The organism is Pseudescherichia sp. AS216, from assembly GCF_037152055.1.
Taxonomy (GTDB): Bacteria; Pseudomonadota; Gammaproteobacteria; order Enterobacterales; family Enterobacteriaceae; genus Pseudescherichia.
This window is the reverse complement of sequence record NZ_JBBCMV010000005.1, coordinates 147,778-172,138: the sequence shown is the minus strand read 5'-3', so window position 1 is coordinate 172,138 and position 24,361 is coordinate 147,778. Positions and strand designations below refer to the sequence as shown.

Annotated in this window: 22 protein-coding genes and 1 tRNA gene; 11 read left to right on the top strand and 12 right to left on the bottom strand. The window is 55.6% G+C overall.

Going from position 1 to position 24,361, the window contains the following annotated elements; translation table 11 throughout:
- Positions 1-13: 13 nt before the first annotated feature.
- The 6 genes from WFN61_RS15755 to WFN61_RS15730 all read left to right on the top strand — a co-directional run bounded on the left by WFN61_RS15755 (position 14) and on the right by WFN61_RS15730 (position 5,628).
- On the top strand, positions 14-535 hold the full coding sequence (locus WFN61_RS15755) for an ESA_00282 family adhesion-associated protein (protein WP_144817606.1): 522 nt from the start codon (positions 14-16) through the stop codon (positions 533-535).
- A 188-nt stretch (positions 536-723) separates the two neighbouring features.
- Entirely contained in the window at positions 724-1,590 is an 867-nt protein-coding gene (locus tag WFN61_RS15750; RefSeq protein ID WP_337038921.1) for a YPO3983 family protein, read from the top strand.
- Complete coding sequence (locus WFN61_RS15745; protein WP_312632709.1) at positions 1,587-2,033, top strand: DUF943 family protein; 447 nt, start codon at positions 1,587-1,589, stop codon at positions 2,031-2,033. The genes WFN61_RS15750 and WFN61_RS15745 overlap by 4 nt, the downstream gene beginning before the upstream one ends.
- A 40-nt stretch (positions 2,034-2,073) precedes the next feature.
- On the top strand, positions 2,074-2,520 hold the full coding sequence (locus WFN61_RS15740; protein ID WP_337038920.1) for a DUF943 family protein: 447 nt from the start codon (positions 2,074-2,076) through the stop codon (positions 2,518-2,520).
- Positions 2,521-2,656: 136 nt separating this feature from the next.
- Positions 2,657-3,007 (top strand): DUF943 family protein, encoded by a 351-nt coding sequence (locus WFN61_RS15735; protein WP_337038919.1) that lies wholly within the window; start codon positions 2,657-2,659, stop codon positions 3,005-3,007.
- Between the two features lie 980 nt (positions 3,008-3,987).
- A complete protein-coding gene (locus tag WFN61_RS15730; protein WP_144817608.1) occupies positions 3,988-5,628 on the top strand; it encodes a methyl-accepting chemotaxis protein in 1,641 nt (546 codons plus the stop codon).
- On the opposite strand, the gene WFN61_RS15725 is transcribed toward WFN61_RS15730, so the two are convergent.
- From WFN61_RS15725 to WFN61_RS15715, 3 genes are all read right to left on the bottom strand, one after another.
- The gene (locus tag WFN61_RS15725) at positions 5,625-6,602 is read right to left on the bottom strand and encodes a sensor domain-containing diguanylate cyclase (protein WP_337038918.1); all 978 of its coding nucleotides are present in this window, start codon (positions 6,600-6,602) and stop codon (positions 5,625-5,627) included. The genes WFN61_RS15730 and WFN61_RS15725 overlap by 4 nt on opposite strands.
- Positions 6,603-6,733: 131 nt before the next feature.
- Positions 6,734-7,600 (bottom strand): glutathione-dependent disulfide-bond oxidoreductase, encoded by an 867-nt coding sequence (gene yghU, locus WFN61_RS15720; RefSeq protein ID WP_144817610.1) that lies wholly within the window; start codon positions 7,598-7,600, stop codon positions 6,734-6,736.
- Positions 7,601-7,662: 62 nt separating this feature from the next.
- Entirely contained in the window at positions 7,663-8,223 is a 561-nt protein-coding gene (locus WFN61_RS15715; RefSeq protein ID WP_144817611.1) for a DsbA family protein, read from the bottom strand.
- Positions 8,224-8,694: 471 nt separating this feature from the next.
- Here WFN61_RS15715 and WFN61_RS15710 point away from each other — a divergent pair, with 471 nt between their 5' ends.
- Positions 8,695-8,931, top strand: coding sequence for a hypothetical protein (locus WFN61_RS15710; RefSeq protein WP_144817612.1), 237 nt, complete (start codon positions 8,695-8,697; stop codon positions 8,929-8,931).
- Between the two features lie 673 nt (positions 8,932-9,604).
- Here the strand turns inward: WFN61_RS15710 and WFN61_RS15705 are convergent.
- Both WFN61_RS15705 and WFN61_RS15700 read right to left on the bottom strand, forming a co-directional pair.
- Positions 9,605-9,680 (bottom strand) — tRNA-Phe (locus tag WFN61_RS15705).
- Between the two features lie 105 nt (positions 9,681-9,785).
- Positions 9,786-10,502, bottom strand: a complete 717-nt coding sequence (locus WFN61_RS15700; protein WP_144817613.1) for a DUF554 domain-containing protein — start codon at positions 10,500-10,502, stop codon at positions 9,786-9,788.
- A 286-nt stretch (positions 10,503-10,788) separates the two neighbouring features.
- On the opposite strand from WFN61_RS15700, the gene WFN61_RS15695 reads away from it, so the two are divergent.
- The gene (locus WFN61_RS15695; RefSeq protein WP_337038917.1) at positions 10,789-12,930 is read left to right on the top strand and encodes an ornithine decarboxylase; all 2,142 of its coding nucleotides are present in this window, start codon (positions 10,789-10,791) and stop codon (positions 12,928-12,930) included.
- 39 nt (positions 12,931-12,969) lie between these two features.
- Here WFN61_RS15695 and mltC read toward each other — a convergent pair whose 3' ends face one another.
- From mltC to mutY, 3 genes are read right to left on the bottom strand one after another with little or no spacing between them, the layout of a single operon-like run.
- The gene (gene mltC, locus WFN61_RS15690; protein WP_337038916.1) at positions 12,970-14,058 is read right to left on the bottom strand and encodes a membrane-bound lytic murein transglycosylase MltC; all 1,089 of its coding nucleotides are present in this window, start codon (positions 14,056-14,058) and stop codon (positions 12,970-12,972) included.
- Positions 14,059-14,117: 59 nt separating this feature from the next.
- Positions 14,118-14,387, bottom strand: a complete 270-nt coding sequence (locus WFN61_RS15685; protein ID WP_312927951.1) for an oxidative damage protection protein — start codon at positions 14,385-14,387, stop codon at positions 14,118-14,120.
- Between the two features lie 25 nt (positions 14,388-14,412).
- Positions 14,413-15,465 (bottom strand): A/G-specific adenine glycosylase, encoded by a 1,053-nt coding sequence (gene mutY / locus WFN61_RS15680; RefSeq protein ID WP_257759091.1) that lies wholly within the window; start codon positions 15,463-15,465, stop codon positions 14,413-14,415.
- Positions 15,466-15,620: 155 nt separating this feature from the next.
- On the opposite strand from mutY, the gene trmB reads away from it, so the two are divergent.
- From trmB to WFN61_RS15665, 3 genes are read left to right on the top strand one after another with little or no spacing between them, the layout of a single operon-like run.
- Complete coding sequence (trmB, locus tag WFN61_RS15675; RefSeq protein WP_144817616.1) at positions 15,621-16,340, top strand: tRNA (guanosine(46)-N7)-methyltransferase TrmB; 720 nt, start codon at positions 15,621-15,623, stop codon at positions 16,338-16,340.
- A complete protein-coding gene (locus WFN61_RS15670; protein ID WP_337038915.1) occupies positions 16,340-16,666 on the top strand; it encodes a YggL family protein in 327 nt (108 codons plus the stop codon). Before trmB ends, WFN61_RS15670 begins: the two co-directional genes overlap by 1 nt.
- A gap of 58 nt (positions 16,667-16,724) precedes the next feature.
- Positions 16,725-17,444, top strand: a complete 720-nt coding sequence (locus WFN61_RS15665; protein ID WP_144817617.1) for a DUF2884 domain-containing protein — start codon at positions 16,725-16,727, stop codon at positions 17,442-17,444.
- Between the two features lie 24 nt (positions 17,445-17,468).
- Here WFN61_RS15665 and rluA read toward each other — a convergent pair whose 3' ends face one another.
- The 4 genes from rluA to araD all read right to left on the bottom strand — a co-directional run bounded on the left by rluA (position 17,469) and on the right by araD (position 24,330).
- Positions 17,469-18,128 (bottom strand): bifunctional tRNA pseudouridine(32) synthase/23S rRNA pseudouridine(746) synthase RluA, encoded by a 660-nt coding sequence (gene rluA, locus WFN61_RS15660; protein ID WP_144817618.1) that lies wholly within the window; start codon positions 18,126-18,128, stop codon positions 17,469-17,471.
- A gap of 12 nt (positions 18,129-18,140) precedes the next feature.
- A complete protein-coding gene (gene rapA / locus WFN61_RS15655; protein WP_144817619.1) occupies positions 18,141-21,047 on the bottom strand; it encodes an RNA polymerase-associated protein RapA in 2,907 nt (968 codons plus the stop codon).
- A gap of 154 nt (positions 21,048-21,201) precedes the next feature.
- The gene (gene polB / locus WFN61_RS15650; RefSeq protein ID WP_257759023.1) at positions 21,202-23,559 is read right to left on the bottom strand and encodes a DNA polymerase II; all 2,358 of its coding nucleotides are present in this window, start codon (positions 23,557-23,559) and stop codon (positions 21,202-21,204) included.
- Between the two features lie 75 nt (positions 23,560-23,634).
- The gene (gene araD / locus WFN61_RS15645; protein WP_144817621.1) at positions 23,635-24,330 is read right to left on the bottom strand and encodes an L-ribulose-5-phosphate 4-epimerase; all 696 of its coding nucleotides are present in this window, start codon (positions 24,328-24,330) and stop codon (positions 23,635-23,637) included.
- Between the last annotated feature and the right edge of the window lie 31 nt (positions 24,331-24,361).

Genomic DNA, 24,361 nt, shown 5'->3' with positions numbered 1-24,361 from the left:
ATGGAGCCCGCTGATGAACAGTATCTTTTATTCTGTTATTGCCCTGCTGCTGCTTACCGGTGGCGTACTTTTAATGATGCGTGGGTTCAATGAAAGCTCGCCAGAGGCAGAGATAAGTCCCGATTACGGCCCCGAACCCTTAACAAAAGAGGAGGGGGAAGATCATTTTTCTATGCTGATGAATGCCATTACCCCCGTCTGGTACTGGCGCATAAACCATGAATATATTGATTTTCTCCACGCCACTATTAAGCGAATGAACATGGCGGATCTGAACCGCACGCCGGGCTTATTTGAAGCGCAGCGCCGCTGTAGCGATCTCAATTCGGCGGTGTATCGTTATTATGACAATATAAAAAAACGCTGTCTTAACGGTGAGAAGGTTTCCCATGCCGATCTGGACGTGCTCAATTTACGCCAGTGCTTTCGGGAATTTAGCCTTGAGGCCTACCCGACGCTGGTCGCGCTGGTGTGGCCTGAGTATCAGCGTCCGGATGTCGATCCCAATCAGGTAACAACCTTCCCCGTAGAGTAACCGCTCTGGTGGCTGACCCAGCAATCCACCCTCACCGTGTCTCCAGCCAGACGCGCCACATCTAAGTTGCTTAAGTGAAATTTAAGCAACTTATGTCAAAAAATCCTCGTCCTAAATCTCTATAATAACCTTTATATTCATATGGTTAATAAGACCTATTACATGTCATAGGAAGGGGTGAACAATTCATGGACGACAGAGTAGTAGATACGCCTGCTGCATCGCAGGTGCAGCATTTTCCCTGTGTGGTGTATGAAACACAGAATAAAATGGATGATTATCAGGCCCCCGATATGCGTTACGGCGATCTCAACGCCCATCGCCTGATGACGTACTATGGACTCACCGATGTTTCAACCCTGGTAGACCCCTATACTCTGCAACAGCTTCCAGGGAATAGCGTTCACGTTCCCCTCTATCAACCGTTACCGAAACGAGTAATGTTGAGCCGTGAGGAGTGTATTCGACGTATGTTTAATGAGATGCGTTCGCTCTCCCATATGCCGTTTTCGCTGTATGGGCCGTATCGCTATGTGATAAATGAGATGATTGATCATCTGCAAAACGGTCACGGGCAGGTCTTCCGTTCACCGCTGTTGAATCAGGCGCTTAGGGAGCAAATCACTCAGGACAGCTCAGAGAATAACACGCTAACAAGGATAAAAAGTGCCTTAGATGCCAATATTAACAAGCCAAATAAAACTTTTTTGGCCTCTTCAAAGTCATTCATTACAACTAACATTTTGCATGGACGTTTACCGAAATTCGATCGTCTTGAGGATAGGGCTAACGGACTGGGAATCACCGTACATGACACTTGGGCCACACACATCACGATTACTTCTCTGGTTTTTAGTGCCACAAGTTGGAAAGCCTCAGTCCATTATCGCATTCAGGATCACTTTGGACTCGATGATGTTGATATTTTGAATTGGGAGTTTCGCCAGTGGCGTTTTTTCCGTCTGTGGTTTGTCCTGCAGCGGTACAGTGCCATGGCTCACAGACCCTTTATTACCGAGATGGAAACCACAATGGAGATCGCTGGCACGCTATGAAATTATCTTTTAAAAAATGCGGGATTGTCGCTTGTATCGCGGGAGTGCTGTTGCTGGCATGGCTTAATCTCCGCCCGGTAGAGGTGGTTACTGTGCATCAGGATAATAATTTTGCTGACATCTTAGTGCATAACTTCCCCCTGACCGATAAGGGCAAAATTGCATGGTGGTTGGCTCATGCCGATGCGTTGAAAGTGAAATACGCTTTTCCCCGGCCCGACGAATACGGTCTGTACTCCATCTCTTTCTGGGATTTCAGGGACGGCTATAAGGAAGATGATTTTGATCTTTTATGCTTTAACGATATGAAAACCAAGAAAAACTGCGTTGATAAAAACTTTGTTTTTATGGTTAATAATACGCGTGACGGCACCGTTGTTTTTACTACTGATCTTGATAAATATACGCTGAAAAACGGAAAAATCGTCCCCTATAAGATTTAACATCTTGAATGGAAACGACAATGGAGATCGCTGGCACGTTATGAAATTGTCTCTCAAAAAATGCGGGATTGTCGCTTGCATAGCGGGAGCGCTGTTGCTGACATGGATAAACCTCCGCTCGGTAGAGCTGGTTGCCGTGCATCAGCACAATGAATTTACTTATGTTCTTGTGCATAACTTCCCCCTGACTGATAAAGGCAAAATTGCGTGGTGGCTGGAGCACGCCGAGGAGATAAAGGCAAAGTACGCCATACCCCGGCCCGGCCCATACGGACTGTACTCCATCTCTTTCTGGGATTTCGGAGAAGGTTACAAGGACGATGATTTTGATCTTTTATGCTTTAGCGATATGAAAACCAGGAAAAACTGTATCGAAAAAAACGTTCTTTTTAGGGTTAATAATACGCGTGACGGCACCGTTGTTTTTACTACTGATGTTGATAAATATACGCAGAAAGACGGAAAAATCGTCCCCTATAACATTTAACATCTTGAATGGAAACGATAATGGAGATCGCTGGCACGTTATGAAATTGTCTCTCAAGAAATGCGGGATTGTCGCTTGCATTATGGCGGTGCTCTTACTGGCATGGATTAACCTTCGCCCGGTATAACTGGTTGCCGTGCATCAGCACGATGAATTTGCCTATATCTTGGTGCGTAACTTTCCTCTGACGGATAGAGGCAAAATTGCGTGGTGGCTGGCGCATGCCGATGAGCTAAAGGCGAAATATGGCTTTCCCCGACCCGGCCCGTACGGACTGTACTCCATCTTATTCTGGGATTTTGGGGATGGCTATAAAGAAGACGCATTCGATCTGTTCTGCTTTAGCGATATGAAAACCAAGAAAAAGTGCATCGAAAAAAACTTTGTTTTTAGTGTTGATAATACCGTTGAAGGCACCGTTATTTTTACCACCGATAATGATGCATATACGCTGAAAGACGGAAAAATGATCCCCTATAAGATTTAACATCTTGAATGGAAACGACAATGGAGATCGCTGGCGCATTATGAAATTTTCCCTCAAAAAATATGGGATTGCCGCCTGCATCGCGGGGCACGCTCATCCTGGCATGGATTAACCTCCGCCCGCTAGAGTGGGTTGCTGTGCATCAGGACGATCAACTTACCTACATCCTGGTGCGTAACTTTCCCATTTTACGCTCTGACTCGCTGAGCTGCCGGTTCCTCCCTCGGTTGCTCTTAAACGATAACCGCGCGTCATCATAGAATTAATCAGATGTTACCCACGAAATAGTAAAGTTAAGGAACTGTTTAGCACTGCTAAAATACCGCATTCCGTGATCGCATTCTGCTGCGCCAGCAACGTTTTCCAGTGAGGCAAATAGTCTCTTTTCTACGAGTATCTTCGGCGTAAACAGATTGTGGTGCTCTGTCAGTCCCTCTCCTGGAGGTGCGAAGCGAGCAGGGGCGCGGCTTGATGGTGAGATCCTCCTTTTCTTAACGTATTAGATAAATAGTCAGGTTAACTCCACAAGGCTTAGCGTAAATAAGCAGAATAGGTATGCGGTAAATTACGCAACAAATATTTTTGGCGTTTTTTGATATGCGCTATTTAATATTTTAAAAGGCTTTTAAATTTTTAAGTTATTAGTAAATGATATTTTATTACTGTTAGTGTGGAAGCAGATCAGGGTAAAAAGTGCTTTTATGAACAACCCTGAAGCCTGACATTTTTTGTGCTTACTTTTCAGTAACTTGAGTTTAAGATAATTCTTAATGATCTATTTTTTCTTCTAAAATTATAGGCATAAATGCAGGGTGCGCACTATTATGGTTCGCCATGCCTTGTTGTAAGCAAGACAACCCATGGCGCGTTTTTTGATCAAAAAAATTACGCATTACTCTACATATTGTAATTTATATGCCGATAACTCTGCTAAGTCGCTTGCGACAAGAAGTATCCCCCTTATCGGCAAGGAATTAATTATGCGCATGCTGCAAAACTTCACCATTCGTTTGGTGATGCTGGTTATCCTCGGCGTCTTTTGCCTGATGTGGTCCGGCGTCGGACTGTATAGCGTCTTTTCGCTCTCAAAGGTGGCGGAAGGCAATGAGATTGATCGTCAGCTGGTTAACCAGATGACGCTGCTCAGCCAGGGCAACGATCAATACTTTCGCGTAGTGACCCGCCTCTCCCGCACGCTGGAGACAAAAGCCGCCGGCGGCAACGCGGACTTCAGCCAGGTCGAGCTGGCGCTGGACAACATGAAAAGCAAGCTGGATGCGCTGAAAGCCATCTCGCCAGGCCCTATGGATGAGAAGGTCTCTGCCCAGGCCATTGCCAACTGGCAGGCGCTGCTGGATCAGGGCGTAACGCCGCAGGTTCAGCTGGCACAACAGGGCTCGCTGGACGCTTATCGCCAGCAGGCAAATAACGTAACTCCTGCGCTGAGCCGCGCCTTTGGCGCATCGGCAGAAGCCTTTAATAACGCCGCCAGCGCACGTCTGGACGAGACGCGCGTGATGGTTGACGGGCAGACCAGCGTCACCCGCATCCTGATCCTGACCGCGGTGATCCTCGGCCTACTGATCCTGCTGTTTACCGATCGCTATCTGGTGAACATGCTGGTAAAACCGCTGGCCATCATCCGGGAACATTTCCGCATCATCGCTCAGGGCGATCTCAGCCAGCCGGTGCAGGATCTTGGCCGTAACTGTGTCGGCCAGCTGGTACCGCTGCTGCGTGCAATGCAGGATAGCCTGCGTGAAGCGGTCAGCACTATCCGCCAGGGCAGCGACAACATCTGGCGCGGCGCGACCGAAATCTCCAGCGGCAATAACGATCTCTCTTCCCGTACCGAAGAGCAGGCGGCGGCCCTGGAAGAGACGGCAGCCAGCATGGAGCAGCTGACCGCGACGGTGAAGCTGAATGCGGACAACGCGCGCCAGGCCAGCGAACTTGCTGACGTTGCCTCAACGCGAGCGAGTAAAGGCGGCGAGCTGGTCGAGGCGGTGATCGGCACTATGACCGGCATCTCCGATAGCTCGAAAAAGATCGCTGAGATCACCACGGTGATTAACAGTATCGCTTTCCAGACCAATATCCTGGCGCTCAACGCGGCGGTAGAAGCGGCACGCGCGGGCGAGCAGGGACGTGGTTTCGCCGTCGTGGCCGGTGAGGTACGTAACCTTGCCAGCCGCAGCGCCGATGCGGCGAAACAGATCGAGTCGCTGATCGCTGATTCCGTTAGCCGGGTCGATAAAGGGGCGCAGCTGGTTAACGACGCCGGTACAACCATGGAAGGCATTCTGCGCGCGGTGACGGAAGTGACCACCATCATGAAGCAAATTGCTAACGCCTCCGCCGAGCAGAGCAAAGGCATCTCCCAGGTTGGCGTCGCGATTACCCAGATGGATAGCGTTACGCAGCAAAACGCCTCGCTGGTTGAAGAGGTCTCTGCAGCAGCGGCAGCGCTTGAGCGTCAGACCGAAGAGCTACAGCGTTCGGTACAGCGGTTCCGTCTCTCCGCCAATGAGCAGAAGAGCGAAGCCGTGGGCACCAACACGCCTGCCTTACGCCGTGCGGCCGTTGCTGGCCCTACAGATGATGAGTGGGTCGCGTTCTAAGCGCCATTAAAAAAGTCAGTTAGCGGTGTGGCACCCAGTGCTGCACCGTTTTTACCGGCATGCTTGATCTGATACATCGCCTGGTCGGCACGCACCAGCGCATTGACAAAATCGTCCTGCGGTAACACCTGCTCAATACCGATAGAGGCACCGACGTTCGCCGTGCCGTTGTTCAACTCAAACGGCGTCAGGGCCACCTGCAAACAGTCGCGAGCGGCATCGCTAACCTGCATATCACTCAGCATAAAGGGCAGCAGCAGCACAAACTCATCCCCGCCAAGCCGCCCAACGATCGTTCCCGGCGGGCAGGTCTCACGCAGACGCTGGCTAAGCTGTATCAGCAGCTCGTCGCCGCTACGGTGGCCAAAAGTATCATTCACGTTTTTAAAATCATCGAGATCGATAAACGCCACGCAGAGCGCCCCCGCCATCTTTAACGCCTCGAAATGCTGAATCAGGGCATGACGGTTGGCAAGACCGGTGAGTGGATCGTGGTTCGCCAGCAGGGCGAGCTGCTCCTCGTACTGCTTCTCTTTGGTCATATCGATATGTGTACCGGTGACCTTCAGCGGCTGGCCGCTATCATCCCACTCGCTGACGCGCCCCCGATCAAGTACCCAGGTCACGGTGCCGTTTTTATGCTGCATGCGGTGCAGCGCTTCGTAGAAAGGGGTTTTCCCGTACAGATGACCGTAAAAGGCATCCAGCACCCGCTCTCTGTCGTCCGGATGCAAATGCTCTTTCCAGACCTCAAAGCGGGCGTTGAGCTCTTTCGGCTGGTAGCCCAGCATCGATCCCCAGCGACGGTTATAGATGATCAGCTTGCCGCTGGGCACGTCCAGCTGCCACAGACAGAGGCCGGTACCGTCCAGCGCCGCGCTGAGTTTGCTGCGGGCGTCACGCGCCAGCCGCACCAGACGGGCGTTGTGCTTCTTCAGATTCTGGATCTGCTGCTTAAGCGCGAGTTCAGACATACCGGCCGATTAGGTGTAAATAAAAACTATTCTTACTAGTTATTTTTTTGTTGTAAATACAGCAGGTAAAAAAGAGGAAACGTAATCGATTTCAAAAAGCGACCGGGCGGGAAATGCCCGGTCGGAAAGCGTTAGGCCTGGCGTTTATCTTGCGTGTTATTCGCAAAGTCGCTGGCGTCGTGGCGCTCGTGCAGCTGCTCGTTGAGCGGCCCGTTAACACGGTTAACGATGCGGCCGCGCTGTACGCCGGGACGTTCAGCAACCTCCTTCGCCCAGCGCAGCACGTTTTTATAGCTGCCTGCGTCGAGAAACTCTGCCGCGTCGTAAACATTGCCAAGCACGACGTTGCCGTACCACGGCCAGATGGCGATATCGGCAATGGTATATTCATCCCCCGCCACAAACCTGTGTTCGGCAAGCTGCTTGTCGAGCACGTCGAGCTGGCGCTTGGCCTCCATCGTAAAGCGGTTGATGGCGTACTCAATTTTTACCGGCGCATAGCTATAGAAATGGCCGAAACCGCCACCGAGGAACGGAGCTGAACCCTGCAGCCAGAAGAGCCAGTTCAGCGTTTCGGCACGGCCTGCCGGATCGGTTGGCAGGAAATAGCCGAACTTCTCAGCCAGGTAGAGCAGAATAGAACCGGACTCAAAAACACGGGTCGGCGGCGTGGTGCTATGGTCGCGCAGTGCCGGGATTTTCGAGTTGGGGTTGACCTCAACGAAACCGCTTGAGAACTGATCGCCCTCGCCGATGCGAATCAGCCAGGCATCATACTCCGCCTCGCTGACGCCTTTTTCCAGCAGCTCCTCCAGCAGAATAGTGACCTTCTGACCGTTCGGTGTGCCGAGGGAGTAGAGCTGCAGCGGGTGTTTGCCCACCGGCAGCGTTTTTTCGTGCGTCGGACCAGAGATCGGGCGGTTGATATTGGCAAACGCGCCGCCGCCGGATTTATCCCACGCCCAGACTTTAGGTGGCTGATAGTTATTCTCTGACATAGCGATTCCCCTTTCATTGATGTGATAAGCAGTGTAGCAGGCGTTAGGCGTACAACTGTGCGTCAGGCAAGGATGCGCTCGGCCCAGACACCCACCTCGTCACCGCTGCCCAGATCGGCCTGCACCAGCCCGTTGACCATAAAGGTCGGCGAGACATGGACACCGTTCTGGCGGGCATACTTGCAGTGCCACTTAATCATGTTTTGTAAATCGGCGCGGTCAAAAGGCTCGCGGGCGTCAACCCCACTGTACTCTCTGAGACGCTCTAACATCTGCTTTGGCGTAACATCCAGGTTAGGGCCGCGACAGTGATCGGTAAACTCAAACTCTTCCCGACGATCCGCTATGGCCTGCATGACTTTATGCGCGGCTTCTCTGCCGTTCGGCAGCGTTGAAGCGGCAAGGATATAGCGGACAATTAATCCAGAGTAGATATGCCACGGCTGCGACTGCAGGCGAATTTTTACCGTGACCTTATCTTCCCCGACATGCCTGAGCAGCGCGTCCAGCTTGTTAAAGGCTTTTACTGAGAAAGGGCAGGTGGGTTCCAGAAAGACCTCAAAGGTGCGTGGACCGTGTCCCCACTCCAGTGGCTGTGGTTGTAACGCTGTTGGCTGGTTCATCTTTTCTCCTTTTTAATGATGTTGACAGCAGTCTACCCCACTTTTTTTGAGATGGGGTTAGCTAAAAAATACACTCATTTATAAGCGTACTACGCAAATATAATCGCTACAATTTTATGATGTATGGTCCCGATGATAGTGAGGAAAATATGAAGTTAACGCTAGTGCTCCTTCCCTTTTTAATGCCTGCGCATGTTCTGCTTTGCTTACTACAAAAAACGGCTTATTAATGGAGATGTTTAATGGCTTGCTCATAACACAAAATCCCATAAAAGTATTGCGCTATGCGCTTTTCTTTCTTTATGTCATAAAAAATGAAAGGCATGATATTGGCTTGACGGAAAGATGAAGTGGCTGACTATTTCCTGGTAAAGGAGGATTAATTCATATTTCAAAAAATGTTAGCACTATCATACTTTTTTGCCGATTTGAACGCCTGTTCTGACCATTTTAATAAGCTGAGGAGGGAGTATGAAATATCATCTTGATCCAAACCTAGTAGCCGTCTGGCAAGTAAATTTTCGTTTTTCTACAGTAGCAGTTTCGTGCGGGCAAGGCATATGTTTTGTCAAAGCTCAAGATAACGAGCCGATCAATCATCTATATGACCGAATCTTTGTCGAAGTTGACTCTGAACTGCGTGAGGAATATGGCGATTATCAATTCCGCGGCTGTTATGTCAGGCCTGCAATAATGAAAGAAAATTAAAGCTTTGTTTTGTATAAGGACTTGAATGGCATATTTATAATTAAATTATTTCTACTGGATTTAGGTGCGTTTAGCATATTCATTATATAACTTGCATGAGCGGCTTCACAAATTTAATGGCTCTTTTGTATTTCGATGGAATAGCTATTTGGGTGTTTTGTGGGCTTAACCTAATCAATGAAAAGAGATAGGGGGGCTTCTTGAGTTGTAATTATTTAAAAGGGATGTGTCATTTGGCTTTTGCAATGCTTCCCTAGGAAAGATGAGCCTCTTGAATTGTTTATAAACCCAGCTAGTTGAAGGTTTTTTTGCTGCAATGGATCTATGACCGGAATGACGTTTTTTAGCACTAAATCATTTCGGATAATGGAATTTTTAGAGTCATATTTTATTATTCATTGGGCATGTGATAGAAGTTTTACTTCACGCTTTTTATATACCCCATTTTCTAGGATACCTAGAGATTTTTAGGAATACTTAAAGCAAAAAAACATCTTTAGGGCAATGTTTTTAAATAGAGGTACTTGTACTAACGATGAACGCGGTTAACAGCGCTTGCGCTGGCCTACAGGGCGGGTCACAGGGATGCGATGAGTGCCTGAGCGAAGTTTGATGAAGGCTGCGGCCTGACAAAAGCAAAAAACCCGCCTTTTAGGCGGGTTCTTCTGAATAGTGGTGCCCGGACTCGGAATCGAACCAAGGACACGGGGATTTTCAATCCCCTGCTCTACCGACTGAGCTATCCGGGCAACGGGGCGCATTAAAACCGATTCGCCTCGTGTCGTCAACGAAATTTATTTAAATCGTTGCAGACTGCACAATCTATCACCACTTTGCCGCTCCTGCACCCGTTTTCAGGCAAAAAATGCGCTCCAGGCGGCGGAGATCGGCATGGCGATCACCAGCGCGGGCAGCATATTGGCGACGGCAAACATCTTGATGCCGCAGATCCGCAGCCCGGTAGCCAGCAGCAGGATCCCGCCGACGGCGGTGAAGTCGCCCATCATTGCGGGCGTGGTCAGAGGCATCACCAGCGTGGCGCAGGCACCCAGGCTGAGCTGGATCAGCAGCATTGGCACAGAGATCGCCGCGACTGCAATGCCCAGCGAGGTAGCAAAAATCACCGCGGTAAAGAAATCGAGAAAAGCTTTAGCGATCAGGATGCTGGCATCACCGGTCATCCCCTCGCGCATCGCGCCGAAAATCCCGGTGCCGCTGGCACAGAACAGGATGATGATCGCTACCAGGCTCTGGATAAAGGTTTCATGGGGGGCAGGGGCGTCCTGCTTGCCGCCGCGCTGCATCAGCCGACGCAGGCCGTTCACCGCACCGCCGATCCCGCGCTCAACGTAGCATATCTCGCCAATCAGCGTGCCGAGCAGCGTCGCCAGCACCATCACCGGCAGGTTAACGCACTTCACCACCAGCAGAATACCAATCCCCAGCGAGCAGAGGCCAAAGATAGCGGGCATAGAGGTACGCACTCGCTCCGGCAACCGCTGGCTCAGAACAGCACCAATCGTCCCGCCAATCAGCACGGCGGCGGCATTTATAAAGGGTCCGGTTAGCACGCTGTTTCTCCTGAAGTATCGATTTACCTAACTGCATAGTATGCCGGAAAACCCCTCTGTTTACGCACTCATTGTGGGTTGCATGGGTAGATTAAAAGTGACATTATTGCGCGAAATTTCTCCTTATGCCGCTTCTTGAAATTCGGTGTTCTTAATGCGGGGGGCTGCCAGATGACACATCAATTTGCTCGCCGGACCCATCGCATACTTATGCGATCCTTAACCCCTACGTTCCCGATCTCTACTTTTCTCACCATGCGGTGAGGCTAACGGTTACCCATAGCTTATGAAAACAATGAAAATTGCCGCCAGCCGCGAGCTGGTCTCTACGCTTTCCACGCATCGGGAAGTGGTGACGCTGGACAACACGGACTTTACCGATGTGGCGGCAGTCGTCATTACGCGGGCGGATAGCCATAGCGGCATCCTTGCACTGCTCAAGCGCACGGGCTTCAATCTGCCGGTGTTTATGTTTGCCGATGAGCAGGCAGAGACGCCTGCGGGCGTCGATGCGGTGATTAACGGCAAAGAGCAGGCGATGCTGGAGCTGGAAGCGGCCGCCTGCCGGTATGAAGAGAACCTGCTGCCGCCGTTTTTTGACACCCTGAGCCAGTACGTGGCGATGGATAACAGCACCTTTGCCTGTCCGGGACATCAGCATGGCGCGTTCTTTAAGAAGCATCCGGCGGGTCGCCAGTTCTTTGACTTCTTTGGCGAAAACGTCTTTCGCGCTGATATGTGCAACGCCGACGTCAAGCTGGGGGATCTGCTGATCCACGAAGGCTCCGCCAAGCACGCGCAGAAATTTGCCGCCAAAGTCTTTAACGCAGATAAAACCTACTTCGTGCTCAACGGCACGTCGGCGGCGAATAAGGTGGTGACAAACGCACTGCTCACGCGCGGCGATCTGGTGCTATTCGATCGCAATAACCATAAGTCGAACCATCACGGAGCGCTTATTCAGGCGGGGGCTACGCCGGTCTACCTGGAGGCAGCGCGCAACCCGTTCGGCTTTATCGGCGGGATCGACGCCCACTGCTTTGATGAAACGTACCTGCGCGAGCAGATCCGCGCCGTGGCGCCGGAAAAGGCCGATGCGCCACGCCCGTTCCGCCTGGCTGTGATCCAGCTCGGCACCTACGACGGCACGATCTATAACGCCCGGCAGGTGATCGATAAGATCGGCGCGCTGTGCGACTACGTGCTGTTTGACTCCGCGTGGGTGGGCTACGAGCAGTTTATCCCGATGATGGCGGACTGCTCGCCGCTGCTGCTCGAACTTAACGAGAACGATCCGGGGATCTTTGTGACCCAGTCGGTGCACAAGCAGCAGGCCGGTTTCTCCCAGACTTCGCAGATCCATAAGAAGGATAACCACCTGCGTGGCCAGGCGCGCTTCTGCCCCCACAAGCGGCTGAACAACGCCTTTATGCTTCACGCTTCGACCAGCCCGTTCTATCCGCTGTTCGCTGCCCTCGACGTAAACGCCAAAATTCACGAAGGGGAGAGCGGCCGTCGTCTGTGGGCCGAGTGCGTGGCGGTAGGCATTGAGGCGCGCAAAGCGATCATCGCTAACTGCAAGATGATCAAACCCTTCGTGCCGCCGGAGGTGGCGGGGCGACCGTGGCAGGATCACCCCACCCACGCCATTGCCAGCGAGCGCCGCTTCTTCAGCTTTGAGCCGGGCGCGGCGTGGCACGGCTTTGAGGGCTATGCGCGTGAGCAGTACTTTGTTGACCCCTGCAAGCTGCTGCTCACCACGCCGGGCATTGATGCGGAAACCGGCGAGTACAGCGAGTTTGGTATCCCGGCCACGATTCTGGCGCACTATCTGCGTGAGAACGGCATCGTGCCGGAGAAGTGCGATCTCAACTCGATCCTCTTCCTGCTGACCCCTGCCGAAAGCGAGGAGAAACTCAACCAGCTGGTCGCGATGCTGGGTCAGTTTGAGCAGCATATTGAGGATGATACGCCGCTGGCGGACGTGCTGCCGACCATCTTCAATAAGTATCCGGTGCGCTACCGCGACTATACCCTGCGCGAGCTGTGTCAGGAGATGCACGATCTCTACGTCAGCTTTGGCGTGAAGGATCTGCAGAAGGCAATGTTCCGCCAGCAGAGTCTGCCGCCGGTAGCGATGAACCCGCAGGATGCCAACAGCGAGTTTATTCGCGGCAACGTCGAGCTGGTGCGCATCAGCGAGGCGGAAGGGCGCATTGCCGCCGAGGGGGCGCTGCCCTATCCACCGGGGGTGCTCTGCGTGGTGCCGGGTGAGATCTGGGGTGGGGCAGTGCAGCGCTACTTCCTGGCGCTGGAGGAGGGGGGCAACCTGCTGCCGGGCTTCTCGCCAGAGCTGCAAGGGGTCTACAGTGAAACCGACCCCGACGGCATAAAGCGTTTATACGGATACGTCATGCAGCACGCGTAGGCCGGGTAAGCGCAGCGCCACCCGGCGTTTCATTGCGGCTTAAATCCTGCCCCCGCGATACCCTTTCTGCGCCGTATTCACCTTGTAGAGGTAGCGGCGCGACTCCGCCGACGGGTGACGGGTGGTGAGCGTCTCATAGACGTCGCCCGGCGACATGGTGTTAATGATGTTCGCCGCCTGCACCTTATCGTTAGAGAAGACCCGCAGCACGCTGCCCGCGCCGCCGTTATAGGCGGTGATCACCGCGTAGCGGCGTGAGGTCGGGTTGCTGATGCCAGCGAGGTAGATATTGTTCAGCATCGCCAGATAGGCGGTACCGGTATCGATATTGCTGGCGGGATCGAACAGGAAGCTGCGGTCCGGCATGCCGGAACGTCCCTGCGCCCGGAAGACATCTTTCCCGGCGCTGTGCTGCACCACCTGCATCAGGCCCAGCGCGTCAGAGCGGCTGACCGCATAGGGGTTGAACGAGGATTCGGTCTGCATAATCGCGAGGATCAGCGACTCATCTACGCCATACTTGCGTGCCGACTGACGCACCATGCCCACGTACTTATGCGCACGCTTATCGAGATGGTTAGCCACCAGGTGAATGGTCACGCTGTAGATAATCTTCAGGCCGTTGGTGCGGCTCTTCATCTGGTTTTGCAGCAGGTAGTCGGCATATTTCTCGGCGCGCCACTGCCAGCGGATCGCCTCGCCGTTGTTATCCACCACCTGGCCATAGAGGAAGGGTTGTTTAGAGATCTGGATATCATCAACGTCGGAGTAGAGATCGATAGAGCCGGGATCGTCGCCCATCAGCAGGGTTTTGATGATCGCCTTGCGCAGATGCGCCGCCGGCTCGGTACCGGCAATGGTCTCGATGGTGATCGTCCCGGCATCAAAGTTGATGTGGCTGCGGGTCTGATACTGGTCGGTATACTTTACGTAGTCCTTGGGTCCGGCAATCAGAACTTCGTTAAAACCCCAGATGTTTTCGATGTTATGGGCAAACTGACCCATCAGGATATCAAAACCGTTGGTGTCCTTTACCCAGGCCTCGTTATAGCTATCGCCCTTTTTATTGGAACTGGAACACGAGATGAGCAACGGCGCAATAAGGGCTAGCGCTAAATATTTTTTCATCATTCCTGGATGTATGTTGTGTTAAGTCGTTATTCTTTCCAAAAAAAGGGCCGAGGCCCTTAATCTTGTGGCTTATAGCCTTCGATGTGTACGTCTTTCCCTTCGAACAGGAAGTTCACCATCTCCTCTTCCAGCTGCTTGCGATGCTCCACGTTCATCATGTTGAGCTTCTTCTCATTAATCAGCATGGTCTGCTTCTGCTGCCACTGGGACCAGGCCTCTTTGGAGATCTCATTGTAGATCCGCTTGCCCAGATCGCCCGGATAGAGCTGGAAGTCCTGGCCTTCCGCTTCGCGGCCCAGGAAGGTACAAAAAATGGTTCTGCTCATGGTCATTCCTCGTGATGTCGCGGCGCTAAACGGGTGCGCCCGCGCGTAATTGTTGTAACAGGCGCTCTACCGGCGCGGCCAGGCCCACCGACGGCGGCTGGGCTAAGTTATACCAGAGACCTGTTCCCTCATCCATGCATGACGTGAAGGAGGACACGGGAAGCCACATTGGCACAATATCCAGATGGAAATGGCTGAATGTATGGCGAAATCCGTTGAGCTCGGTAAGAGTATCGGCCTGAATCTGCCGCTGCGCCAGCCAGTCGCGCAGGGCCGCTTCATCACTGAACTGCGGGAAGCAGTAGAGGCCACCCCACAGGCCAGACGGCGGTCGGCGATCAAGCCAGACCGTCTCGCCGTGCTGCATCAGCAGCAGGAAACCGGTGCGCTCCGGCAGCGTCTGCTTCGGCTTTTTGCCTGGGTACTGCGCCCAGCTCTCGTTGGCATACGCGATACAGCCATTATTCAGCGGGCAGAGCGTACACTTCGGTTTCGAACGGGTGCAAACCGTTGCGCCAAGATCCATCATCGCCTGGTTAAACTGCGCTACGCCCTCGGCAGGCGTGACCTGTTCGCTGATCTCCCACAGGCGCTTCTCCACCTCTTTGCGGCCCGGCCAGCCGTCAACGGCATAGCAGCGGGCCAGCACGCGCTTCACGTTACCATCAAGGATAGGAAAGTGTTTGCCGAGCGCAAGGGAGAGCACCGCCCCCGCCGTCGAGCGGCCGACGCCCGGCAGAGCGGCAACCTCCTCAAAGGTATCAGGGAACACGCCGCCGTGCTGGTCAGCGACCTGCTGCGCGGCCTTGTGCAGGTTGCGCGCCCGGGCGTAGTAGCCCAGTCCGGTCCACAGATGCAGCACCTCGTCGATAGGCGCATGGGCCAGATCGGTGACGGTTGGGAAACGCGCCATAAAGCGCTCAAAGTAGGGGATAACCGTCGCCACCTGCGTTTGTTGCAACATCACCTCAGAGAGCCATACTTTGTAGGGCGTTTTTTCAATTTGCCAGGGCAGGGTTTTACGCCCGTATTTGTCGTACCACTCCAGCACCTGGGCTGAAAACTGAGACGCGTGCATGGTCAAAGCAGGAGTTCCGAATTGCATGATTAAGGGGCCAGATTGCAGCACAGCGGCACCGGGCTGTAAACCGGAACTTTCCGGTGCTTGCATCCGGCTATTAACTTTGGATAATGCCCGTTTCCCGAACACTCTCACAAGCAGACTAAACACCTATGAACAACGACGTCATTTCACCCGAATTTGATGAAAACGGTCGCCCGCTGCGCCGTATTCGCAGCTTCGTCCGCCGCCAGGGCCGTCTGACCAAGGGGCAGCAGCACGCGCTGGATAACTTTTGGCCGGTGATGGGCGTTGAGTTTAGCGAGCAGCCGCTGGATTTCACCGCGCTGTTTGGCCGTGATGCGCCGGTGACCCTGGAGATTGGCTTTGGTATGGGCACCTCGCTGGTGGCGATGGCGAAGGCCAGGCCAGATCAGAACTTCCTCGGCATTGAAGTCCACTCTCCGGGCGTGGGGGCATGCCTCGCTCATGCCCACGAAGAGGGCGTGGAGAACCTGCGCGTGATGTGTCACGACGCGGTGGAAGTGCTGCATAAGATGATCCCGGACAACTCGCTAAACATGGTGCAGCTCTTTTTCCCTGACCCATGGCATAAAGCGCGCCATAATAAACGCCGTATCGTGCAGACGCCGTTTGCCGAACTGGTGAAGGGCAAGCTGAAGCTGGGCGGCGTTTTCCATATGGCGACCGACTGGGAAGCCTACGCCGAGCACATGCTGGAAGTGATGTCCGCTATCGACGGATATCAAAACCGCTCTGAGAGCGGCGACTATGTACCGCGCCCGGAGACGCGCCCGGTAACCAAATTTGAACAGCGTGGTCATCGTCTTGGCCACGGCGTATGGGACTTAATGTTCGAGAGGGTAAAATAATGGCAACGAACCGTAGCCGTCGTCTGCGTAAGAAGTTACATATCGATGAATTCCAGGAGCTGGGCTTCTCCGTCGCCTGGCGCTTCCCGGAGGGCACCTCTGAGGAGCAGATCGACCAGACGGTTGATGCCTTCATCAACGAGGTGATTGAGCCAAACAAGCTGGCGTTTGACGGCAGCGGCTACCGGGTCTGGGAAGGGCTGATCTGCAAGCAGGAGATTGGCAAGTGTACCGAGGAGCATCAGGCTACCGTGCGTAGCTGGCTGGAAGGCCGCGGCTTTGAAGATGTGCGCATCAGCGAACTTTTCGACGTCTGGTGGGACTAAGTCACTATCGGGGCTGGCGATTGCCGGCCCGTTTTGTCTCTACAGGACAGGAGTTTTTATGATGCGTAAAGCGCTGCTGGCTGCGGCACTGGCGGCAACCGCCTTTACTGCCCAGGCAGAATACAAATGTAGCGTGAACCCGCGTGACGATGTGATCGTCAACCCGCAGACCGTGCAGGTGGTGGGCGAAAACGGCAATCTGGTGATGACGCCAGACGGCAACGTCATGTTCAACGGCAAGCAGTATAGCCTCAGCGCGGCCCAGCGCGAGCAGGCGAAAGATTACCAGGCCGATCTGCGTAACGCATTGCCGTGGATCGACGAGGGCGCGCGCAGCCGCGTTGAAAAGGGCCGCGTGGCGCTGGATAAGATCATCGCCAAGGAAGTGGGTCAAAGCAGCAACATGCGCGGGCGCTTAACCAAGCTCGACGCGCAGCTGAAAGAGCAGATGAACCGCATTCTGGAGCATCGCAGCGATGGCCTCGCGTTTCACTATAAGGCGATTGATGAGGTACGCGCCAACGGTCAGCAGCTGGTGAACCAGGCGATGGGCGGCATCCTGCAGGACAGCATTAACGAGATGGGTGCTCAGGCGGTACTCAAAGGCGGCGGTAATCCGTTACAGAGCGTAATGGGCAGCCTCGGCGGCCTGCAAACGGCCATTCAAAGCGAGTGGAAGAATCAGGAAGCGGACTTTGAGCAGTTCGGCAAGGCGGTATGTAGCCGTGTTATCTCTCTGGAAGAGAGCCGCAAGACGCTGGTGAGCGGGCTAAAGTAACGCCCGCCCTCCGGCTCGCGCCTGCTAGAAATCGGCAGGCGCTTTAAACGTCATGCTGGTGCCGTACGCTGGGTGCGTAATGGTTAACATCTCGGCGTGAAGTTGCAGACGGGGCGCCATTGCCAGCGCCTCGGGCGTGGCATAGAAGCGGTCGCCGAGGATCGGATGGCCCAACGCCAGCATATGCACGCGCAGCTGGTGCGAGCGCCCGGTAATCGGCTTCAGCTGCACACGAGCGGTGTTATCCGTCGCGTACTCCAGCACCTCATACTCGGTCTGCGCCGCTTTCCCGGTCTCATGGCACACCATCTGCTTCGGGCGGTTCGGCCAGTCGCAAATCAGCGGCAGATCGATCAGACCCTCTGCCTTCTCCGGATGTCCCCACACGCGGGCCACGTACTGCTTCTTCGGCTCGCGATCGCGGAACTGGCGCTTAAGCTCCCGCTCCGCGGCTTTGGTCAGAGCCACTACGATAACGCCGCTGGTGGCCATATCCAGACGATGCACCGACTCGGCCAACGGATAGTCGCGCTGAATGCGCGTCATCACGCTGTCTTTGTGCTCGTCCAGCCTTCCTGGCACGGAGAGCAGGCCGCTCGGCTTGTTAACCACCATAATGTGCTCGTCCTGGTATAACACGACCAGCCAGGGCGACTGCGGCGGATTGTAGGGCTCCATCAACATAACGGGTTCCTGTTACTGGTGCGTAACGACAATAAGACGCAGGGCATCGAGACGCCAGCCCGCCTGAGCAAGGCTATCGAGCACCTGCTGACGGTTGCTCTCAATGGCGGCCAGCTCATCATCACGGATGTTCGGGTTCACCGCCTTCAGCGCTTCCAGGCGTGACAGCTCTGCCGAGAGACGTTCATCTGCCTCCTGACGCGCCGCCGCAATCAGCGCCTTCGCCGCGCTCTCGATCTGTGCTTCACCCAGCTGCAGGATCGCGTGCACGTCCTGCTGCACCGCGTTCACCAGCTTGCTGCCGGTGTGGCGGTTGACCGCGCTCAGCTGGCGGTTGAAGGTTTCGAACTCCACCTGGGCGGCAAGGTTATTGCCGTTTTTATCCAGCAGCATACGCACCGGCGTGGCAGGCAGGAAGCGGTTAAGCTGAAGCTGCTTCGGTGCCTGCGCCTCGACGACGTAGATTAGCTCAAGCAGCAGGGTGCCCACCGGCAGCGCCTTGTTTTTCAGCAGCGAAATGGTGCTGCTACCGGTATCGCCGGAGAGGATCAGATCCAGACCGTTGCGGATCAGCGGATGCTCCCAGGTAACAAACTGGGCATCTTCCCGCGACAGAGCTACGTCGCGCTCAAAGGTGATGGTGCAACCATCTTCCGGCAGGCCCGGGAAATCCGGAACCAGCATGTGATCGGACGGGGTCAGCACGATCATGTTCTCACCGCGATCGTCCTGGTTGACGCCCACGATATCAAACAGGTTCATGGCAAAGCTGATCAGTCCGGTATCGTCATCCTGCTCTTCAATGCTCTCTGCCAGCGCCTGCGCTTTTTCACCGCCGTTGGAGTGGATCTCCAGCAGGCGATCGCGGCCCTGCTCCAGCTGAGCCTTCAGCGCCTCATGCTGCTCGCGGCAGGTTTTGATCAGCTCATCGAAGCCGTCGGTCTCTTCCGGCGCGGCGAGATAGCCAATCAGATCGCTGTGAACCTGATCGTAGATAGTGCGACCGGTAGGGCAGGTGTGCTCAAAAGCGTCGAGGCCTTCGTGGAACCAGCGCACCAGCACCGACTGAGCGGTTTTTTCCAGATAGGGCACGTGGATCTGGATATCATGCGCCTGGCCGATACGGTCCAGACGGCCAATACGCTGCTCCAGCAGATCCGGGTTAAACGGCAGATCGAACATCACCAGGTGGCTGGCGAACTGGAAGTTACGCCCCTCGGAGCCAATCTCAGAGCAGAGCAGCACCTGTGCGCCGCTGTCCTCTTCGCCAAACCAGGCTGCGGCCCGGTCGCGCTCAACGATGGACATGCCTTCGTGGAACACGGCGGCACGGATGCCTTCACGCTCGCGCAGCACCTGCTCCAGCTGGAGGGCGGTGGCCGCCTTGGCGCAGATGACCAGCACCTTCTGCGAACGGTGGCTGGTCAGGTAGCCCATCAGCCACTCAACGCGCGGATCAAAGTTCCACCATGTGCCGGTGTCGCCCTCGAACTCCTGATAGATCTGCTCCGGGTAGAGCATGTCGCGGGCGCGCTCTTCGGCGCTTTTGCGCGCCCCCATGATGCCAGAGACCTTGATGGCCGTCTGGTACTGGGTCGGCAGCGGCAGCTTGATGGTGTGCAGCTCACGTTTCGGGAAGCCCTTCACGCCATTACGGGTGTTACGGAACAGGACGCGGCTGGTGCCGTGGCGATCCATCAGCATGGAGACCAGCTCCTGACGGGCCGCCTCTGCGCCGTCGCGATCGCTGTTGGCGGTTTGCAGCAGCGGTTCAATGTCCTGCTCGCCAATCAGCTCGCTCAGGGTGTTCAGCTCGCTGTCGCTCAGATGCTTGCCCGCCAGCAGCATGGCCACGGCATCGGCTACCGGGCGGTAGTTCTGCTGCTCTTCCACAAACTGCTCAAAGTCATGGAAGCGGTTGGGATCCAGCAGGCGCAGACGGGCGAAGTGGCTCTCCAGACCCAGCTGCTCCGGCGTCGCGGTCAGCAGCAGGACGCCCGGCACGCGCTCGGCCAGCTGTTCAATCGCCATGTACTCGCGGCTCGGTGCCTCTTCGCTCCACACCAGGTGGTGCGCTTCATCGACCACCAGCATATCCCACTCGGCGTCGCACAGGTGCTCCAGGCGTTGCTTGCTGCGGCGAACGAAGTCCAGGGAGCAGATCACCAGCTGTTCGGTCTCAAACGGGTTATCGGCTTCGTGCTGGGCTTCCGCGTAACGCTCGTCATCAAACAGCGCGAAGCGCAGGTTGAAGCGACGCAGCATCTCTACCAGCCACTGGTGTTGCAGGGTTTCCGGCACCACCACCAGCACGCGCTCTGCCGCACCGGCCAGCAGCTGCTGGTGCAGGATCATCCCTGCTTCGATGGTTTTACCCAGGCCTACCTCATCCGCCAGCAGCACGCGCGGCGCATGGCGACGACCCACATCGTGGGCAATGTGCAGCTGGTGAGGGATCAGGCTGGTGCGCTGGCCGCGCAGGCCGCTCCACGGCATCCGGTACTGCTCGCTCTGGTATTTACGTGCGCGGTAGCGCAGGGAGAAGCGATCCATACGGTCGATCTGCCCGGCAAACAGGCGGTCCTGCGGCTTGCTGAACACCAGCTTGCTGTCGAGCAGCACTTCACGCAGCGCCACGTCGGTTTCGCCGGTATCGAGGCGCGTGCCGGTGTAGGTCAGCAGACCGTTTTGCTCTTTTACGTCATCAATGGTGAGCTGCCAGCCTTCGTGGCTGGTCACCGTATCGCCTGGATTAAACATTACGCGAGTAACCGGGGAGTCACTGCGGGAGTAGAGACGGTTCTCTCCGGTTGAGGAGAAGAGCAGCGTAACGGTACGCGCATCCATCGCCACAACGGTTCCCAGTCCGAGTTCGCTTTCTGTATCGCTGATCCAGCGTTGACCAAGTGTAAAAGGCATAGTTATTCGGCTCTATATCTCAAATTGCAGGCAATAGTTAGACCACCGTCAGAGAGCGACAGCGCGTCAAAAAATTGGGGCCAGGGATTGGAAAGGGCGCTATGGTACTGGATGGCAATGCGTTCGTCACGTCTTCGTCACCATTCGAACCGCATTAAAATAGCCCCATCTGCCCCGTAACCAGTGTAGCAAAGTCATCCTCCATAAACGGCAGGATGCCCTCCGCCACCGGCTGTAGCTGTTTAGTTAAGTAGTGATCGTAGTCCAGCGGCGACTGCTGGTAGTCGACTGGCTCGGGGCCGTGGATGGTCCAGACATACTTGATGGTGCCGCGTTTCTGATACTGCAACGCCCGGCCGCGCTTCTGGTTCTGCTCATCCGCCAGCCTCGCCGCCCGCACGTGCGGCGGCACGTTGCGCTGATACTCCGCCAGCGGACGCCGCAGGCGCTTGCGATACACCAGCTGGCTATCCAGCTCGCCCGCCATCAGTTGGGCGATGGTTTCGCGAATGTAATCCTGATACGGCTCGCGGCGAAAAATGCGCAGGTAGAGCGCCTGCTGGAACGTCTGCGCCAGCGGGGTCCAGTCGGTACGTACCGTCTCCAGACCCTTAAAGACCATGCGCTGGCTGTCACCCTCCTGAATCAGCCCGGCGTAGCGCTTCTTGCTGCCGGTATCCGCCCCGCGAATGGTTGGCATCAGGAAGCGGCTGAAGTGGGTCTCAAACTCCAGCTCCAGCGCGCTAACTAACCCCTTGCTGGCGAGATGCTCCCGCCACCAGTCATTGACCAGCGCAACCAGCGTCTGGCCGATGCGGGCGGCCTGCTCTTCGCTATGGGCGTGCTTCAGCCAGACGAAGGTCGAGTCCGTGTCGCCGTAGATCACTTCAAAGCCCTGGGACTCGATCAGCGTTTTAGTCTGAAGCATGATCTCATGCCCGCGCATGGTGATCGACGACGCCAGCCGGGGATCGAAGAAGCGGCAGGCGCTGGTGCCCAACACGCCGTAGAAGGCGTTCATGATGATCTTCAGCGCCTGCGAAAGCGGCTTGTTACCCTGACGTTTGGCCTCGTCACGGCCGTGCCAGATCTGGCCGACAATCTCTGGCAGGCAGTGCTTCTCGCGGGAGAACCACGCCCCGAGAAAGCCCTCAATGCTGTGGGCTTCGTCCGGCTGCGCCATGCCCTCTATCAGCCCCACCGGATCGATCAGAAAGGTGCGGATGATCGACGGATAGAGGCTCTTGTAGTCCAGCACCAGCACCGAGTCATACAGGCCGGGAGTGGAGTCCATCACATAGCCGCCGGGGCTGGCCTGTGGCGGCACGTCACCGAGATTTGGGGCCACGTAGCCCGCCCGATGCATGCGGGGAAAATAGAGATGGCTGAAGGCCGCGACCGACCCGCCGTGGCGATCGGCAGGCAGGCCGTTGACCGAGGCGCGCTCCAGCAGGAAGGGCATGATGGCGGTCTTATGGAAGATGCGCGTCACCAGCTCGCAGTCTTTCAGGTTGTAGGTGGCAAGGGCAGGCTTATCTTCGTTAAAGCGTCGCTCAATCTCGTCCATGCGGTCCCACGGGTTATCGATCGACTTGCCTTCCCCGAGCAGCTCCCGGGCCACCGCTTCGAGAGAGAATGACGGGAAGTTCCAGAAGGCGGACTTCAGGGCATCGATGCCGTCGATAATCAGCCGGCCCGCCATCTGTGCAAAGAAGACGCCGTTCTTAAAGCCGTGCTCGCGCCACTCCAGCTCGCTGTTGCCGCGCCCCAGCCGCAGCGGAACGCCGTAGCGCTCGGCGTGCTTCTGTAACACGCGCAGATCGAACTGCACTACGTTCCAGCCGATCAACACGTCGGGATCGTGGGCGGCAAACCAGGCGTTGAGCTTCTCCAACAGCTGCCGACGGCTGGCAACGTACTCCAGATGGAAGTCGAGGCCCGTGGCGTCACCGTTTTCCGGCCCGAGCATATAGACCGTGCGCTGGCCACACCCTTCCAGCCCAATGCAGTACAGCTCGCCGTGGCGGGTGGTTTCGATATCCAGCGACACCCACTTCAGCGGCGGGCGGTAGTGCGGGCTGGGCTTCAGGCGAGTATTCACCAGCTCGCCGTCGCGTGCCTCGCCGCTGACCCACACCGGAGCCGTGATAAAGCGCTCCATTAAGAAACGTTCGGGCGGGCGGATGTCGGCTTCGTAAAGCGTTACGCCGCCCTCGCGGAGCAGCTTCTCATAGCGCATTAGCTGACGATGGGCGCGACAGTAGAGGCCGTGCACCGGCTGGCGACTGAAGTCTTTCAGCTCAAGCGGCGTCAGGCGGTAGTGGCTTTCGCCCGCCAGGATCCGCTGCGCCTGAGGCACCTGCGCCGAGGGGATAAACGCTACCGACTCCTGAACGGGCAGCACCACCCGCAGCGGACCGTTATCGGTTGCCAGCCAGAACGCGATCTCGGTGCCTTGCGGGGTATCCCGCCAGTGTCGGGTCAGTAAAAAGCCTTCTTGCGCCTGCGCCACGCTCTCTTCTCATAAAATAAAACCAGGCATTATTATAGCCTGGTTTCACTGTTTTAGCTGGGTTTTTATACAGTCTTACTGTCCGTAATAGGCCTTCGCCCCGTGTTTGCGTAGATAGTGCTTATCCAGCAGCGTCTGCTGCATGGCTGGCAGATCCGGGGTGAGCTGGCGGCAGAAGATCCCCATGTAGGCGACCTCTTCCAGCACGATGGCGTTATGTACCGCGTCGTCAGCATTTTTGCCCCAGGCAAAGGGACCGTGGGAGTGCACCAGCACGCCAGGCATCTGGGCAGCATCGATCCCCTGGGTAGTAAAGGTTTCGACGATCACCTGACCGGTCTCCCACTCATACTCGCCGTTGATCTCGGCATCGGTCATCTTGCGGGTGCAGGGGATGGGGCCGTAGAAGTAGTCAGCGTGGGTCGTGCCGGTTGCCGGAATGGACTGTCCCGCCTGCGCCCAGATGGTCGCGTGGCGCGAATGGGTATGCACAATCCCGCCGATGGAGGGGAAAGCCTGGTAGAGCAGGCGGTGGGTCGGCGTATCGGACGAGGGTTTTTTCGTCCCCTCGACCACCTCGCCAGTTTCGATGCTCACCACCACCATATCCTCTGCCGTCATTACGCTGTAGTCGACGCCAGAGGGCTTGATGACAAACACACCGCGTTCGCGATCGACAGCGCTGACGTTGCCCCAGGTCAGGGTGACCAGATTATGTTTCGGTAGCGCCAGGTTGGCTTCCAGCACCTGACGTTTGAGATCTTCAAGCATAGTTATCTCCACGTAGGCCCGGTAAGCGCAG